Annotated in this window: 10 protein-coding genes; 8 read left to right on the forward strand and 2 right to left on the reverse strand. The window is 45.1% G+C overall.

The features are described 5' to 3' along the window. Nucleotides 1-20 precede the first annotated feature (20 nt). On the forward strand, nucleotides 21-929 hold the full coding sequence (locus tag WKT10_RS09020; protein WP_296037197.1) for an AEC family transporter: 909 nt from the start codon (nucleotides 21-23) through the stop codon (nucleotides 927-929). A gap of 123 nt (nucleotides 930-1,052) precedes the next feature. Here WKT10_RS09020 and WKT10_RS09025 read toward each other — a convergent pair whose 3' ends face one another. Continuing rightward, nucleotides 1,053-1,994 (reverse strand): helix-turn-helix domain-containing protein, encoded by a 942-nt coding sequence (locus tag WKT10_RS09025; protein WP_317438829.1) that lies wholly within the window; start codon nucleotides 1,992-1,994, stop codon nucleotides 1,053-1,055. Nucleotides 1,995-2,163: 169 nt separating this feature from the next. On the opposite strand from WKT10_RS09025, the gene WKT10_RS09030 reads away from it, so the two are divergent. The 6 genes from WKT10_RS09030 to WKT10_RS09055 all read left to right on the forward strand — a co-directional run bounded on the left by WKT10_RS09030 (nucleotide 2,164) and on the right by WKT10_RS09055 (nucleotide 8,437). Beyond that, entirely contained in the window at nucleotides 2,164-3,543 is a 1,380-nt protein-coding gene (locus tag WKT10_RS09030; RefSeq protein WP_066543761.1) for an MFS transporter, read from the forward strand. 44 nt (nucleotides 3,544-3,587) lie between these two features. Continuing rightward, nucleotides 3,588-4,457, forward strand: coding sequence for an amidohydrolase family protein (locus tag WKT10_RS09035; protein ID WP_337433186.1), 870 nt, complete (start codon nucleotides 3,588-3,590; stop codon nucleotides 4,455-4,457). A 32-nt stretch (nucleotides 4,458-4,489) separates the two neighbouring features. Then, on the forward strand, nucleotides 4,490-5,338 hold the full coding sequence (locus tag WKT10_RS09040) for a creatininase family protein (RefSeq protein WP_296037190.1): 849 nt from the start codon (nucleotides 4,490-4,492) through the stop codon (nucleotides 5,336-5,338). 163 nt (nucleotides 5,339-5,501) lie between these two features. Then, nucleotides 5,502-6,464, forward strand: coding sequence for a tRNA dihydrouridine synthase (locus WKT10_RS09045; protein ID WP_337433185.1), 963 nt, complete (start codon nucleotides 5,502-5,504; stop codon nucleotides 6,462-6,464). Nucleotides 6,465-6,717: 253 nt separating this feature from the next. Continuing rightward, on the forward strand, nucleotides 6,718-7,221 hold the full coding sequence (locus WKT10_RS09050) for a GreA/GreB family elongation factor (protein ID WP_296037183.1): 504 nt from the start codon (nucleotides 6,718-6,720) through the stop codon (nucleotides 7,219-7,221). A gap of 37 nt (nucleotides 7,222-7,258) precedes the next feature. Then, a complete protein-coding gene (locus tag WKT10_RS09055) occupies nucleotides 7,259-8,437 on the forward strand; it encodes a BTAD domain-containing putative transcriptional regulator (RefSeq protein WP_337433183.1) in 1,179 nt (392 codons plus the stop codon). A 2-nt stretch (nucleotides 8,438-8,439) separates the two neighbouring features. On the opposite strand, the gene WKT10_RS09060 is transcribed toward WKT10_RS09055, so the two are convergent. After that, entirely contained in the window at nucleotides 8,440-9,612 is a 1,173-nt protein-coding gene (locus WKT10_RS09060; RefSeq protein WP_337433182.1) for an AAA family ATPase, read from the reverse strand. Nucleotides 9,613-10,017: 405 nt separating this feature from the next. Between WKT10_RS09060 and WKT10_RS09065 the strand changes: the two genes are divergently transcribed. Further along, a partial coding sequence (locus WKT10_RS09065; protein ID WP_340276772.1) for an InlB B-repeat-containing protein occupies nucleotides 10,018-16,389 on the forward strand: 6,372 nt, incomplete at its 3' end.

Raw genomic sequence — 16,389 nt, forward strand, 5'->3', positions numbered from 1 at the left:
AAAGTGTAAGGAGAATCATCATGGCTGAAATACTGATGAAGGCGGCTGCCTTCGTTGCGATCATTTTTATGGGATATCTGCTGAGAAAAAAAGGATTTTTTAAAGAAGAGGATTTTCATGTGCTTTCAAAGATCGTTTTGAAGATAACTCTTCCGGCTGCGATCGTAGCCAATTTTTCAGGGGTTGATCTTCAGGCGTCTCTTTTGATCCTGTCGGTTCTTGGTCTGGGGGGAGGCCTGATGCTTATAACCTCAGCCTATCTGGCAGCGGGAAAAAACCGTGAGGAAAAAGCATTTTTCATGTTGAACACCTCGGGCTATAATATAGGAAACTTCACTATGCCCTTTGCCCAGAGCTTTCTAGGGCCAGCCGGGGTAATCACAACCAGCCTTTTTGATACGGGAAATTCCTTTATCTGTCTGGGCGGAGCCTTTAGTGCGGCAAAGATGGTAAAGGAGGGAGAGGGAAAGATATCCCTGATCCCTATTATAAAAACCCTGGTGCGTTCCGTACCCTTTGACGCTTATATAACCATGACGGCGCTGTCCCTGCTCCACATCAGCCTTCCGGCTCCGGTGATCACATTTTCAGAGGTGGTTTCAGGGGCGAATGCCTTTATCGCCATGCTGATGATGGGAGTAGGCTTTAAAATTTCCGGAGATACCAGCCAGAAGGGAAAAATCGTAAAGATCCTGGCAGTGCGTTACGGCGTCTCGATCGCAGTGGCGGCGGCCCTCTATTTTTTTATGCCTCTTCCTCTGGAATACCGTCAGGCTCTGGCAATCCTGCCCTTGAGCCCTATTGCGTCTGCAGCGCCGGCCTTTACGGCAGATTTAAAGGGCGACTTTGGACTTGCCAGTGCAGTCAATTCCATTTCCATTGTAATCAGTATTGTACTGATCACGGCAACTCTCCTGATAATTCTTTGATACGGAGTGTATAACTTTGACAGAAGCGGGGATAATGAGATTATCACAAAAGAGAAAATAAATACTTATCCTCCCCTTTTTAATACCTCGTTTATTGGCCTTGTGCAGTAGACGGGGTATTTTTTATGCCTTCTGCAATTTCTTAAACTGCTGGGGCGATATAGAAAAGGCCTGTTTAAACGCCCTGTAAAAGGTGGAGTAGTCGGAAAACCCTACCTGTTCTCCTATGGTTTCCAGGGAATCTCCATTGATAATCCTGGTTTTTGCGGCAATCAGCCGGCGCTGGGTTACGTACCGGTAAAAGCTGACGTCCATTTTTTCGCTGAACAGGCGCGATATGGCCCGTTCACTGATGTAAAAATCAGTAGCCGCTGATTTTAAGGTTATTTTTTCAGCCAGGTGGTCTTCTATATAGCGGATCAGCTCATCCAGCAGCTCTTTTTTCTCAGTTAGCGGTTCCGTAGCCTTGCTGTGGGTACACGCCCTGGTCAGGTGGATTAAAAGCTGCACCGTTATGGAAGAAATACAGGCTTCATATCCTTCCTGTCTGATTTTAGCCTCCCTGCAGGCAGATTGAAAATATCTTTCCATGTACTCCCACCCGCTGTCCTGGGTTCTTAACAGAACCGGATCCGATAATGGGATAAAACCTAAAAACTGCTGGATATTCTTCATAAATTCCGGGTGGATCCATATCACATAGCGGGAATAGGGTTCTGCAAGCTGATCTAAGTACAGGGGCCTGTGGCTGATCCCGGGCGGTATGAAAATAATATCTCCCCTGCGGACCCGATACCGTTCTGCTCCCAGAAGATATTGTACATTTCCGCTGCGGCAATATAACATCTCATAAAACGTATGACTGTGAAGCTGGATGCTGTCTTTCGTATAATTCACATCATCATGGCAGTCTACAGAATCTGAATCCATTTCCATTTCTTGATAAAGATTGGATAAAATTGCCCCGTCGGTAATAAACGTTTTCTGAAGTTCTTCATTGCTGATTTCCGATCTCTTATGCGCAGAAACCAGTTCTTTATATTTTTGCATTTCTGATAATTTCATTGCTTTTCCTGTTCCTTCCTCCTTCTTATCATAATCTAATTTGGCTTAATTTGCAATATATTATGCGATATTTGCAATAGTAATTGCAATAACAGTATAGTATTCTTAAAACACAATAAGTTAATGGTCTGCGGTTATCTGCCGCAGCAAAGACAAGGAGGAACATGATATGAATGACAAATCTTTACGCCCCTTTGGAGTAAAGGATCAGATCGGTTATGTCTTCGGGGATATGGCCGGAAGCTTTGTAAACTTGTTCGTAGATGCCTATTTTCTTACATTCTGTACCTATGTTCTGGGAATTTCGCCAGGATGGATGGCGGGACTGTTTTTAGCCGCCCGACTCTGGGACGCCATCAACGACCCGATCATGGGTTCTTTCCCAGACCGCTGGAGACTTGGCAAAAGCGGCGACAAGTTCAAACCATGGATAAAACTGTTTATGATTCCTCTGGCCCTTTCCGGTATTTTATGTTTTGCCAACGTTCCATTTGAAGGAATTGCCCTTCATGCATGGGTAGCGTTTGCTTATGTATTCTATGGAATGTCCTATACCGGAACCAGTATGCCCTTCGGCGCTATGGCAAGCGTTGTTTCTACGGATCCCATTGACCGTTCCAAGCTTTCCAGAGCCAGAAGTATCGGCGGTACGGTAGTCGGGATCGGCGCGCTTTCCGTTGTTCCGATTTTATGTTTTGACAAGGATTCCAATATTATTCCGGAGCGTTTTGGCCTGATCGCAGTAATATTCGGCATTCTGTGTGTTATTTCTTACCTTCTGTTATGTAACCTGACCATAGAGCGTGTCCGCCAGCCAAAACAGAAGGGGGAAAAATTCAACTATGGAAATGTATTAAAAGCAGCTGTCAAGAACCGTCCGTTAATCGGCGTTATGGTTGCAACCATCGGAAGCATGCTTTACATTACTGGAAGCGGACAGTTAAAAAGTTATATTTACAAAGAATTCTATCAGGATACCAGCTTGATGACCCTGGCAAGTATCGGAACCCTTCCGGTTATGATTATCTGCTTTATCCTGGTCCCTAAGATTGTGCAGAAATTTGGGAAGAGAAATGTAATCCTGGTTATGAGTACCTATAACCTGCTGCTTTCCACTTATATTTTACTGTTCCCGATTCAGAGCGCGCTGCTTTACACAATTTTAAACCTGTTAGCTACGATCGGACAGACCGCTTTTACCATTTTGATCTGGGCTCTGGTTACCGACTGTCTGGACTACAGCGAATGGAAAATGAATTTCCGCGCAGACGGAAGCATGTACAGCCTCTATACGTTCAGCCGTAAGATTGGTTCTACCATCGCTTCTACCGGCGCTGCATCCGCACTGGCTGCGATCGGCTACGTTTCCGGCGTAGGCGCTGTACAGAGCGCGGCAACGATCAATAACATTTACTACCTGGTAAATGCAGTTCCGGTTATTACCTGTATCTTAGAACTCATCGGAATCGGTCTGATCTTCAACCTGAATCAGAAAAAGACCGCTGAAATGTATGCAGCCCTGGCGGAACGCCGGAATTCCCAGAACTGATCAAGAACCATTTGTGCGTACCCGAAACCGGAGGAATAAAATCTATGAAAAAAATTGATCTGCATCTGCATTTAAGCTTTGATCCTGTTCCCAAAAGCGATACTCTTCTAGTAAGTACCTACAAAGAAATGCTGCCTCATTTAGAAGAACTGGGGATCGGAAAAGGCGTGCTCATGTCCAGCGGAGAACGGAATTTCTCCATGCCTATGGGGTCCAATGAAGAAAACTGCCGGATTGCTGCAGCGGATCCGGAGCATTATGCCTGGATGTGCAATCTGGATTATGACGGAGATCCCAAAACTGTTTATGACCGGCTGTCTGTCTGCAAAGAAAAAGGCGCTGTCGGCATCGGGGAACTGATGATAAACCGAAGGCTGGATGATCCCTTTTTAAACGCCGTATTTGAAGCGGCTGGAAAATTAAATCTTCCGGTTACTTTTCATATGAGTCCGGAAACTGGCTACAGCTACGGTGTTGTAGACGACCCTGGTCTTCCTCTTTTGGAAGCCTGCCTGAAACGCCACCCTCACACGCAATTTCTTGGTCACAGCCAGACTTTCTGGATTGAAATGAGCGCAGATGCACCTACGGACAAAGAAAGCCGGAATCAGTGGGGAAAAGGCCCCGTTATCCCAGGCGGACGGGTTCCGGAACTATTTAAAAAATATCCCAACCTATACGGAGACCTAAGCGCCAACAGCGCCGGATGCGCCATTATGCGGGATCCTGCCTTTGGCCTGGAATTCTTAGAAACTTATGCAGACCGGCTGTTCTTTGCCACAGATATGGTAAATACCGAAATGGTCTTTCCCCTGGGACAATGGCTGGACGAACAGGCAGCAAACGGCGCCTTAAGCCGCCGGGCCTATGAAAAAATCTGCTTTAAAAATGCCCAGGCAGTCTTTGGACTGTAAGAAAACCTGTTGTTAAATGAAAGGAGAAACATATGGAACTTCGCACACGGATTCTTCCACGTATGTTAAACAGTGAAGTAGAAGCGTATTTAAAAGAAAACGACATTATTATCGTCCCTGTAGGCACTGTTGAAATGCACGGTGGAATGCCTTTAGACAGTGAAACTGTAATCAGCGAGGCTTATGCCTTAAAAATGGCGGAAGCCTGCAACGGATTAGTTCTGACTGGACTGCCTTATTTCTATGCCGGCGCAACTGCTTCTGGCCGCGGCACGGTACAGGTGTCTATCCGTCAGGGTATCGATTATTTAAGCGCAATTGCCCACAGCCTGCTGCGTCAGGGCTTTAAACGCCAGATTTACATCAGCTTTCATGGCCCTGCCCATATGACCTGCAGTCCTATGGTAAGAGATTTCTTTGATGAAACCGGAGTCCCCATTCTTTACATGGATCTGACCATGCAGATGTTAAAGAACGCGAAAGATTTATTTAAAAGCATGGACAGCTTCCACGCCATTACTGTAGGCGCCTACCAGATTATGAACCGTCTGGAAGATGTGCCGCTGACCACCGGATATTACCATCAGAATCCTCAGACCTGCAAGCCTTTTGATGATATTTTCGGACTGGCTTATCAGAGCGCTGCCATCGGCTACTGCTTTGGAACTCCGGAAGACCACATGAGCACCACTGCCATTCCGGATAAGGAAACCCGCAAACGTCTTGCCGACGAAGGCCAGGAGTTGATCGAGACCCTGGTAAACCGTATGGATCTGCCTCACATTGCAGAGCAGATGCGTTCCCTGGAAACTTATAATCATGCTAACGAGGAAAAATATCCCTGGATGCCCAGTGCATTCCGGAAAAATTTCCGGAAATAAACCATAACGTTATGCCGCCTGCTGAAACTGGCTTCTGCTGTTTTGGCTGGCGGCATTTTCTGTGTCTGTCTATCCTGCGCAGCGGACAGGCCTGGATATTCTTGACTTTTTATCTGGCGTGATTTAAGATACTGAGAGCATAAAAAGAGAAGGAGAACACAGTATGAAATTTTACCTTGCTCCTATGGAAGGCGTGACGGGATATATATACAGAAATGCTTACCATGCCCATTTCCGTCCCATGGATAAATACTTTACCCCCTTTCTGGCACCCAAACACAATGGCGGGTTCAGCCATAGAGAGATAAATGATATTTTGCCGGAGCATAATGAGGGAATGGATACGGTGCCTCAGCTTCTGACTGGAAACAGTGAGGATTTTCTGCGGGCAGCGCGGGAATTGAAGGAATACGGCTATAAGGAAGTGAATTTAAATCTGGGCTGTCCCTCCGGTACGGTAGCTGCCAAGGGAAAGGGAGCAGGATTTTTAAGAGACCCTGAGGGACTGGAGCTGTTTTTAGAGCAGGTCTGCGAGGGGATGGAGCGTCTGGGGCTGGAGCTTTCGGTGAAAACAAGACTGGGAATCGAAGAACCGGAGGAATTTGACAGACTTCTTTCTATTTATAATCGGTTCCCCTTAAAAGAGCTGATCATCCATCCAAGGGTTTTGAAGGATTTTTATAAATATACGCCCAGAATGGAGGCGTTTAGAAATGCCTTTGCAAACAGTGCGGCTCCAGTGTGTTATAATGGCGATATTGTTGACCGGGAGTCCTATGAACGACTTACAGCCGCGTATCCTGCGCTGGATGCAGTAATGATCGGCAGAGGCCTTTTAGCAGATCCATTTCTCATCGAAACACTGTCGGGGCAGGCAGGCACAGAGAGAAGGAGAACGCAGATAGAACGTCTGAGTGCATTCCATCAGCAGATTTTGGAAGGATACTGCCAAACGATGTCAGGGGATAAGAATGTACTCTTTAAAATGAAGGAACTGTGGGCTCATTTGATCCATTTTGATCCGGAATGGGAGCCTTATATAAAGAAAATCCGCAAGGCACAGCGTCTGGGAGAGTATAAGATCATAACCGGTCAGATGTTCAGAGAAAGGAAAGCAGCACTTTAGGCTTTCCTATAAAATGGAGGGAGCCGGCAGAAAAAGGGGGGAATCTGCCGGCTTAGGTATGAAAAAGTGTCTTCCTGTATGGTAAAAGGTCTCATCAACCTTACAATCATAATATACAGGATAAATGTGGACAAAGTTTGATCAGAGGCTAAATAAATCATAAAATTATTAAAGGGAAAATGAAGAGAATCTTAAGCAATTTTGTGGTAGAATAGATATGTCAGCCAAAGGACATATAAAAGGAGTAAATACCATGTTTGATAATCTTACAAAAAGCGATATAGAAAAGATGCAGGAGGAAATCGAGTACCGTAAGCTGGTTGTCCGCAAGGAGGCCTTAGAGGCGGTAAAGGAAGCGAGAGCACACGGGGATCTGAGTGAAAATTTTGAATACAAAGCAGCAAAGCAGGATAAGAACCGCAATGAAAGCCGTATCCGTTATCTGGAAAAGATGATAAAGACGGCCAGGATCATTTCCGATGAATCAAAGGAGGACGAGGTAGGACTGGGAGACCGGGTGGAGCTGTACATCCCGGAGGATGATGAAACAGAAACCTACAAGCTGGTTACAACGGTTCGGGGAAATTCCCTAAAGGGACTGATCAGCATTGATTCTCCGCTGGGAAAGGCCATCCGCGGCCATAGAGTGGGGGAGCGGGTTTATATAAAGGTAAATTCGGACTTTGGATATGAGGCTGAGATACGGGCCATAGATAAGACGGCAGAGGCCGAGGAGGACACCCTCCGAAGTTTTTAATCTGCAGACGGCCGGATTTACAGAGGGGAAATGAGATATGAGCGAAGAGGCACAGTTAAAGATACATATGATGGGAAAAATTTCTGCAGAGTACAATGGGAAATCCCTTCCCGTAGGCACAGCCCTTTCAGGGCGTGTCCTGCAGTTGTTTTTGATCCTGCTGTATTATCACGACAGCGGCATCAGCCGGGAGGAACTCCTTGATATGATGTACGGGAGTGGGGAATATGCCAATCCGGCGGGGAGTCTCAGAGCGGTTGTATTCCGTCTCCGCCGTATTATGGAGGAATGTCTTCCTGCCGGAGAGCATATCCAGACGGAGGGAGGCGTTTACCGCTGGGTCAGCAAAAGCGTTAGCGTATATGTAGACGCCAGAGACTTTCAGGCAACAGCCGAGAAAGGACTGGAGAAAGAAAATGAGGAAGAACTCCTCCGTGCCTGCGGACTTTATCAGGGGGAATTTCTGGCACAGCTGGCCGGAGAAAAGTGGGTTACAATTGTAAGTGTCCGCTGCCAGGAACTTTATTTCCGCTGCCTGCGCAGCCTCAGCCGTCAGATGCAGGAAAACAGAGAGTACCAGTCCCTTTTGAATATTGTCAATAATGCCTGCCAGCTTTATCCCTATGAAGAATGTCAGATCATGAAAATGGATTGTCTGATCGCCATGAAGCGTTTCAGGGAGGCAATGCAGGTGTATAAATGGGTGGTGCGTCAGTATTTTGAAGAACAGGGACTTCCACCTTCAGAAAAGATGCTGGAACGTTTCCGCACTATGAGCAGCCAGATCCGTTATACGACAGATATGCTGAAGGATGTGCGGGAAAGCTTAAAGGAACGGGATGCAGTCAACGGTCCCTATTACTGCTCCTATCCCTCTTTTATTGACAGCTACCGTCTTTTAAACCGGCTTTCCGAGCGGATTTCTTTTGAAAAGGTGCTTATCTGTATATTTTTTGTAGATATAAGGGGAAAAGCGTTAGATGATGGAAATGATCTTCTAAAGGAAGCCTCCAGTCAGCTGAGAAAGGCTGTGGGAATCTCCTTGCGCAAGGGAGATCTGTTTACCTGCTACAGTCCAAGTCAGTATCTGATCCTGTTAAGCGGAGCAGATCAGGAGGAGTGTCAGAACATTTTTCAACGGATCGAGCAGAATCTGCGCTGTTGGGAAGACTGGCGCAGAATCCGCTTGAAATATGAAGTTTTGAGTCAGGTCTGAATTCAGGCATCTGCCTCTGTAAGTTTTGGGGCTGCTCCATAGCGGCCTTCCAGATACTGTTTTCCATAGGCCTCGTCATTTCTTGGGATGAGGCCGTTTTCCTTTTTATAGGAGGAGAGCGGGTAGAGGACGGCATCTTTTCCCTCAGGACGGCAGCACAGATAAATCTCGTCCCTGCGCATTACTCCGGGAGTGAGGATCGCCGTATTGTGGGCAGTGAAAACAAGCTGCGCATTGTGAGGATTTTTTTCACGGTTTTTATACAGAGATATGAGATAACGCAGCAGGTGGGGGTGAAGGGCCTGATCCAGATCATCAGCCAGCAAAAGCCCTCCGCAGTCTAGGCTTTTAAGAACCGGTGGAAGAAGGCAGAGGAGCTTTCTGATCCCCTCAGATTCTTCTTCATAGGACACCGCAAAGGTGGGATGGCCCGGACGGCCGTGGGTGAGAAAGAGGGAGGACTGAGAAAAGCCCGATTCTTTTCGGTAGGAATAGTCCAGTATATCAATATCCATATTTTGTAAAAGACGGCACAGCCGTCCTTTTTTTTCTTCTTTTTCCGGCAGCAGAGGGACGTCGTTCGTTCTGTTTGAACGGAAAAAGTCAGCCTGGGAGAACCATCCTGCGGCAGCCTGGATACAGGGAGCGCCAGAACGTCCTGACAAAATCGGAAGAAGGGGAGCGGCAGAGGGAACTCCTGTAAGAACCAGTCCGCCGGCGGCAGTTCCCAGATGGATATCGTTTCCTGTGCGGCTAAAGAGCACGCCTGCATCCTCCGTACCGGGTTTTCCGTAAAACATATGCTCCTCTTTAATGTCTCCCTTTAAAATCTGAAGCTGGTATCGGAAAAGGAAGCTTCCATTTCTGAAAAGCAGGTCAAAGGAAATTGGCTTTTTTGCTGCTTCCGGATCCAGACGGCAGCTGCTGCGGGAGCTGGAGAGAATGAGAGAGCAGTCCTTGTCCATAAATCGGCACAGTCCCCAAAGTGCTTCCAGGACAGAGGACTTCCCACAGCCATTTGGCCCATACAGAGCGATCACGGGGAGGAAGGTTTCCTGATCCCCCGGAGCGGTCAGAAGAGAGCGTTTGTGTTCATTGATGGGAGCAGGGAAAAAATCAAGAAGCGTTTCATTTTGAAAAATACGGTAATTTTGAAAAATAAACTGATTCAGCATAGCAGTAACCCTCCAAAAACATGAGAAAAAAACTCATAAAATACAGCTGATTTTATGTTAACACAGCAGAAAAACAAATGCAATAAATGAGAAAAAATCTCACAAAAATTCCGCCAGGGAGGGAATGAAACGAATGGGTTATTCCTATCTGCAGCGTTGAATATAAGATAAGATAGAGAAAATATAATGAGAAAAAATTCAATGGTAAAAAATAGAAATATAACGCCTGGTATAACGCGGTATCTGTTATGATAGGGTTAAGCAAATTTTAGAAGGAAAATGGAAATAAATTAATCTTTTTTTAATGAAACCTTAATTTGTAACCAGATTGTAACTCCTGTATGGTATGATTTGCTTATACGGACCGGGGAGGCCGTAAAAATCTTAAGAGAGAGGAGAAAAAGTATGGAAGGACAGAAAAGACCAAGGGTGTTTCTGCAGAAGCGCTATAACACCCAAAAGCGTTTCCTGGCGCTGATGCTGGCGTTCGCGATGATCTTTACCAGTGTGGGTACAGATCTGAACGTGGCCTATGCAGCAGAAGGAAACAGAGTCGACTTCGAGATCTACGGAGCAGATCTGGTGGAAGCCATCAATGATGCAGTAGAAACCCAAAGCCCGGTGACAGCGGATGATCTGAACTTTACCAATGGAGCCATTGAAAAGTTCGATGCCCTGTTCTTTGGCGAGGGCAAGGTCTACGAAGTATTTCCCCCGGTGGAAGGCGGAGATATGGACGCAGAAGTAAGAGTGTTCGTTCGTCTTCCTGAGGATGCCGATGATATGTATATGGTCACAGGCGATGAGGAAGTCATCTTCTTATACATAAATAACGGAGAAGACACCATTAGCTGTTCCACAAAGATCATCCGCACGGTAGATGGGGAAGAAAAGGTCAAGAGCACCAAGCGGATCACAGTCAAGAGCTATGAAGACAAATTTGGTGAAGAAGAGAGCAATATCATTTCAAAGCCGGAAGAAACATTGCCGGCTGTGCCTGAAACAAGTGCTCCGGAAAGTCAGCCGGAGGAAACCCCGGCCGAAACACTGAACCCGGCTGAGACAACAGCTCCTGAGGAGACCACCATCCCTGAGGAAACGGAAGCTCCCGATGCGACAGAAGAATCTTCCGAGACAGAAGAAACAACCGAAGCGCCGGAGAGCACAGAGGCTCAGGAAACAGAAACCTCTGAAGAAACAAAGGAAGAGGTTACAGAGGCTGAAACAGAAGCCACAGAGGCAGAGAAAGAGGAAACGGAGGCTGTTGAGGAGACTGAAGAGCCGGAGACAGAGACTGATGAGGAAAAATCTCAGGATGATTCCGCAGTAACCCTTTCCTCCATTTCCCGTCATCAGGTACCTGTGGTAGCTGTGAAGGAAGATGCAGAGCTGATCGAAACAGAGGAAGTTTCCGAGACTGAAGCTGAGGAAGAAACAGAAAAGGAGACCGAGGCAGAGACCGAGGAAACTGAGGCTGAAGAAACCGAGAAGGAAACTACAGCTGCTCCTGAAAAAGAGACAACGGCCGCTGAGGAAACCACTTCCAAAGAAACAACCGCAGCGCCGGAGGAAAGCACAGAAGCAACAGAGGAAACCTCCACAGAGGCTGAAAGTAGTGAAGAGGCTACAGAGTCTGAGGAAGCTACAACTGCTCCTGAAACTCAGGAGACAGAGGAAACTACAGAAGCTGAGACCGAAGTTCCTGCCGAGACGGAGACGACAGCGCCTGCTGAGACAGAGACTCAGGCACCCGTTCAGTCGGCAACTCCAGCTGAACCGGAAGAGGGAAGCAAGCCCGCTGCCACAGATACCGACCTGGTTGGTATGGGATGGTGCAGTACGGCGAAGGCGTATACGACAACTCTAAAGGCGCTGAAGCTTACTCCAGATATGTTTACCAAGGGTACATACAGAGTATCAGTTGCCCATATTCTGGAGGACGGAGATCGCATTTACGCAAAAGAGAAGATTCTCACATTCAGAGAAGAGGACTTTGTTGATGGTCTGTTAGATCTTGAAGCGTATGAGTATGAAAAAGAAGGCATGGAACTTCAGGAAGCAGCTATGCCGGTTCTCACTGCGGATGATTTCCAGGAGACAGAAGAGTACTACGAATGCGCAGTTGAAGTATACTATCAGGTATCTGAAGGATATCATATAGTAGAGCGTGTGGAGGAAGATTCTGAATCACAGAATATTGATACATTTTCTGCAATCTATGTAGGTGATCTGGATGATATTGATATCGTACCCGATGAAAAGAAACTGATCGTTAAGGTGAACTTCCTGGATAAAGCCAGCGGTACACCTCTGATGCAGCCGCATGCCTTTGAGGTAACGGCAGATGAGGAAAATAAATTCCCGGTTGAATATGAACTGCCTGTAATTGACGGCTATACACCATGGGTTGCTCCTGATTCTGATTTTGTGATTGAGGATAATGTCCTTAAAAATGTAAATGAAATTACAGAAGCAGGAAAGATCATTGTAGATGTATTGTATGAGGCAGGAGATGTTGAGTATACAGTAAATCATATGATTCAGGATCTGAATGATCCAGAGAAATATGATCTTAGAGAGACTCAGACGTTAACCGGTAAGGTGAATGGCTTAACCGATGCACAGCCTCTTCCTATCGATGGATTTACTCCCCAGGAGATCATCCAGCAGAAGATTTCAGAAGGTGTTGTAGTTGAGGTTAAGTATGACAGAAACGAATATACTCTGTTATACGATACTACAGGAGGCTCTTATGTTCCATCTGTAACGGCAAAGTATGAGGCAGAGATAACTCTGGCTAATGGAAATGATGTGCCAAAGAGAGAGGGATATACCTTTGATGGCTGGTATCTGGATGCAGACCTGAAGGAAAAGGCAGATTCGACTCTTCACCTGACAGAAGACCAGACCGTATATGCCAAATGGAAAGGTACATTAGTCGGTTATAAGGCTGTATATCTGACAGAAAATGCAGATGATGATAATTATTCATATGCAGGAACGGTTGATTTACGGGACATTTCAGGTACAACAGTACAGGCAGATGGCGGAACACAAAAACCACAGGGATTTGATACAGAACATTTTATCTTTAAGGAGTCTACCAGCGAGGTTGTTTCTGCAGACGGAAGCACGGTGCTTGTTGTAAAGTATACCAGAAATAAGTATACGATTACGTTTTTAGGAACGGCTACTGGAAGAAAAGAACTGGTATGTGAATTGCGTGAACATACACATAAGGAACCATCAAAGGGATTTTTGGGAAAATGGGATGAAGGATGCTATGAATTAACCTGTACAAATAGGTGGCACTCTCATACCAGACAATGCTTCAGCGCAGAACCTGTTTGTGGTAAGGAAGAACATACTCACACAGACAACTGCTATGAGTGGAATGGCGGACATGGCGATCTCACAATTACAGCCAAGTATGAGCAGTTTATTGGAGATCAGTGGAATGCCTTAGTTGGTCCAGGAACAGAGTGGGAAGGTTCTAACTGGGAATGGCTGAATGGTCATTATACTGGTTATCAGTCGACAATGCCGGGACAGGATATGTCAATTTCTACAGGTAATAATGGAAATACAAGAAGGGTATTAAAGTATTACCTGGAAGATCCTGACGGAATTGTCCAATATAAAGGCAAGACATTTTCAGAAATGACCACGGTTGTTTTAAAGCTATCAAGTGGAGCTAATCCTACCTATGAGGAAGAATTTTTCGTAATTGACGGTTATGAGAGATTCGGCAGTAATGTTTCTCCGTGGGAAGATGGTGATAAAAATGGATCTGACAGAGGACATTGGGCAAAAGGAGACAATAAATTCTACTATACTAAGGCTGATTATCAGCTGGAACTGGTTAACGGAGATCAAACAGATACGCATACCGTTCCATACAAGAACGACATCACCCAGTATTTAGAAGAACCGGAATATAATCCATATGGCGACGGAACCTTTGAGGGCTGGTATCTTGATCCGGAGTTCACAGAAGCCTATGACGGCGATTACACAATGCCGAAGGGACTGGTTCTCTATGCAAAATGGAATCCGGTTTCCTATAAAGTACAGTTTGTTGACTCTGAAGATGTAAATACGGTATATGCTACTCAGACTGTTGTACGCAATGGCAAGGTTGATGCATTTATTCCTGAAAAACCTGGTTATATCTTCAAGGGATGGTATACCGATCAGGAATGCCAGAATGTATTTGACTATGCAGCTCAGATTACAGAGAATCGTACTATTTACGCAAAATGGCAGCAGTCCACAACAACTACCTACACAGTCAAACATCAGACTGCAGATGGAACGTTGATTGAGGAGGAGGCACCAAGAAGCGGAAAGGTAGGAGCAACTGTAATTGCGGAAGCGATTACGCCTACAGGAACATATGCCGGATATGTGCCGGATGCTATCAGTAAAACACATACACTGAAAGCAGATTCTTCTGAAAATGTAATTGTATTTACTTATACAAAAGAAGGAGAACTTAGCTATAAAGTTCACTATAAGTATAAAGATACAGTCATTGCAGAAGACGGACCTTTTACAAGTGAAGCACATACGATTAAAGTAAATGCAGATCTTGACAAGGTTCTTCCGCTGGGATATAAGATTGAGAACGATCAGACATTCCAGAATGTAGAGCTCACTGCTGGAGAGAATATCGTAGTATTTAATCTGGTTCCAGCAGAGTATAAGATTACATATGAGCTCAATGGCGGAACAGAAACAACGAATCCTTCAACTTATAAGCCTATTGAGATTCCAGAAAATGGATTAAAGCTTAACAATCCAGTAAAGGATGGATATAAGTTTACCGGATGGGAACTTGTGGTAGGAGAAGCGATCGAAGGTGAGCATGACCCGTTAAACACCGTTATTTTGCCAGGCAGCTATGGAAACCTTACATTTAAGGCAAACTGGGAACGTAATGAGGCTGCATTGACGATTGAGTATGTAGATGACAGTGCAGAGCCAAAGACCTTAAAAGATGCATATAAGGATACCGTGATTATTGGCGATTCCTATGATGTGAAAGATGCTATTGATGCGAGCATAGAGTACGATGGTCACAATTATACCTGGTTAAAAACAGATGGTGAGGTCGAAGGAACTGTAGAAGGTGATATTTCAATTACAGCTGTTTATACTCTGGATGATAATGGAAATACAATTCCGGATAAAAATGAAACACTATACAGCATTACATATGCGGCAGGTGAGCATGGAACCGGTACAGAGACAGTTGTAGCAGAAAAGCAGATGCCGGATCTTCCGGTAACATCACTTCCAACTGTATCTGAAGATGAAAAGTCTGTAATGTTTGATGGTGCAGCCATTATAACTGCTGAAAACGGTTATAAGTTTGGCGGTATGACCGTAAGCTGGAATCCGGAAGAAGGCGGAAGATTTGTGGAGTATGAGCCAAAAGATGGATCTGCAGTCACAAGCATCATGGCAAAGAACATTGGAGAGGAACTGAGTAATGTTACAAACATTACTGTAACAGTTAACTTTGTAAAAGATGATGCGGCAGTTAATCAGTTAAGCTATACGGTAGAGCACATTTATGATGATACTGCTGAAGTATTTAGGGCAGAAACTGTTACACAGGATGTATGGGTAAATGATCCTCAGGTTCTTCAGGTGAAAGACATTACGGTTCAGGCCGAGGATGCTGAATATACCTATGACAGCAACAGTTATGATCTTGCAGTGATAACTGACCCGGCTGATCCGAGTATTGTTACTGGATTGACAGGCAGCGGAACCATTGAAAACGGCGGAAAGATTCAGGTAGTATATTCCAAAGATGAAAATGGGGATCATGTACCGGATAAGTATCAGACAGAGGTATACTTTAAGGTAGTAAACGGAAGCTGGAATGATGAAACTAACACCCAGAAGATTCAGACTGTTACTTTAATGACAGGTGGAACGTGGGATGATAATGGCAGCTATACAGTTACCGGGGATATTGTTCCTGGTGTAGGAGACAAGGCCAATGAAGGTTATAAAGCTGGAGATTGGGATAGGACTCCGATGGATGCTGTTATTACAAAAACAACCAGTGTAGAGGAGCGTACATTTACTTATACCTATACAGAAGATCAATCTGTAACAAAAAAGCTCAGCTATACAGTAGAGCATATTTGCAGAGACACAAATGAATTGATTGGTGAAATTGAAACGGTTACAGAAGAGGTATGGATAAATAGCGCAGATACTACACTAGACGTTAAGGATATTACATTAAGGTCAAAAGATGGTTATACCTATGACGGAAATAGTATGGATCTGGAGCGTTCTGAAAATACACTGCTTAACGGTGGAAAAACAATTCAGAATGGTGAAACGATCACAGTATATTATGATGTTGATGTAATTGGCCCAGATGAAATTCCGGATAAGTATCAGGTAATCGTTCGCTATGAAGCAGTAAATGGAACTGTAAGCATTACAGAACCTGTTTATGTAACAATTTATAAGCATACGTCTTCAAATGAAAAAGAGTTGGAATACGCTGAACCTGGAACTGAAGGTGCATATGGAACTCTAAGTAAAGACCAGATTGCTGACGCAGCTCCAATTGAGGGATATGATCCATCTACAGAGCAGTGGGAGGCAAATGGAGAACCGGCAGAAAAACCAACCATAGAGACACAGATTACAGAAAATACCACATATGAAGTTAGCTTCGGAAAGAGTGGATATGTATACGACGTAGTGAAGAGATACCTGGATGCAAACGGAAATGAGGTAGACGCG

It is taken from the genome of Enterocloster sp. HCN-30185 (genome assembly GCF_037890305.1).
Taxonomy (GTDB): Bacteria; Bacillota; Clostridia; order Lachnospirales; family Lachnospiraceae; genus Enterocloster.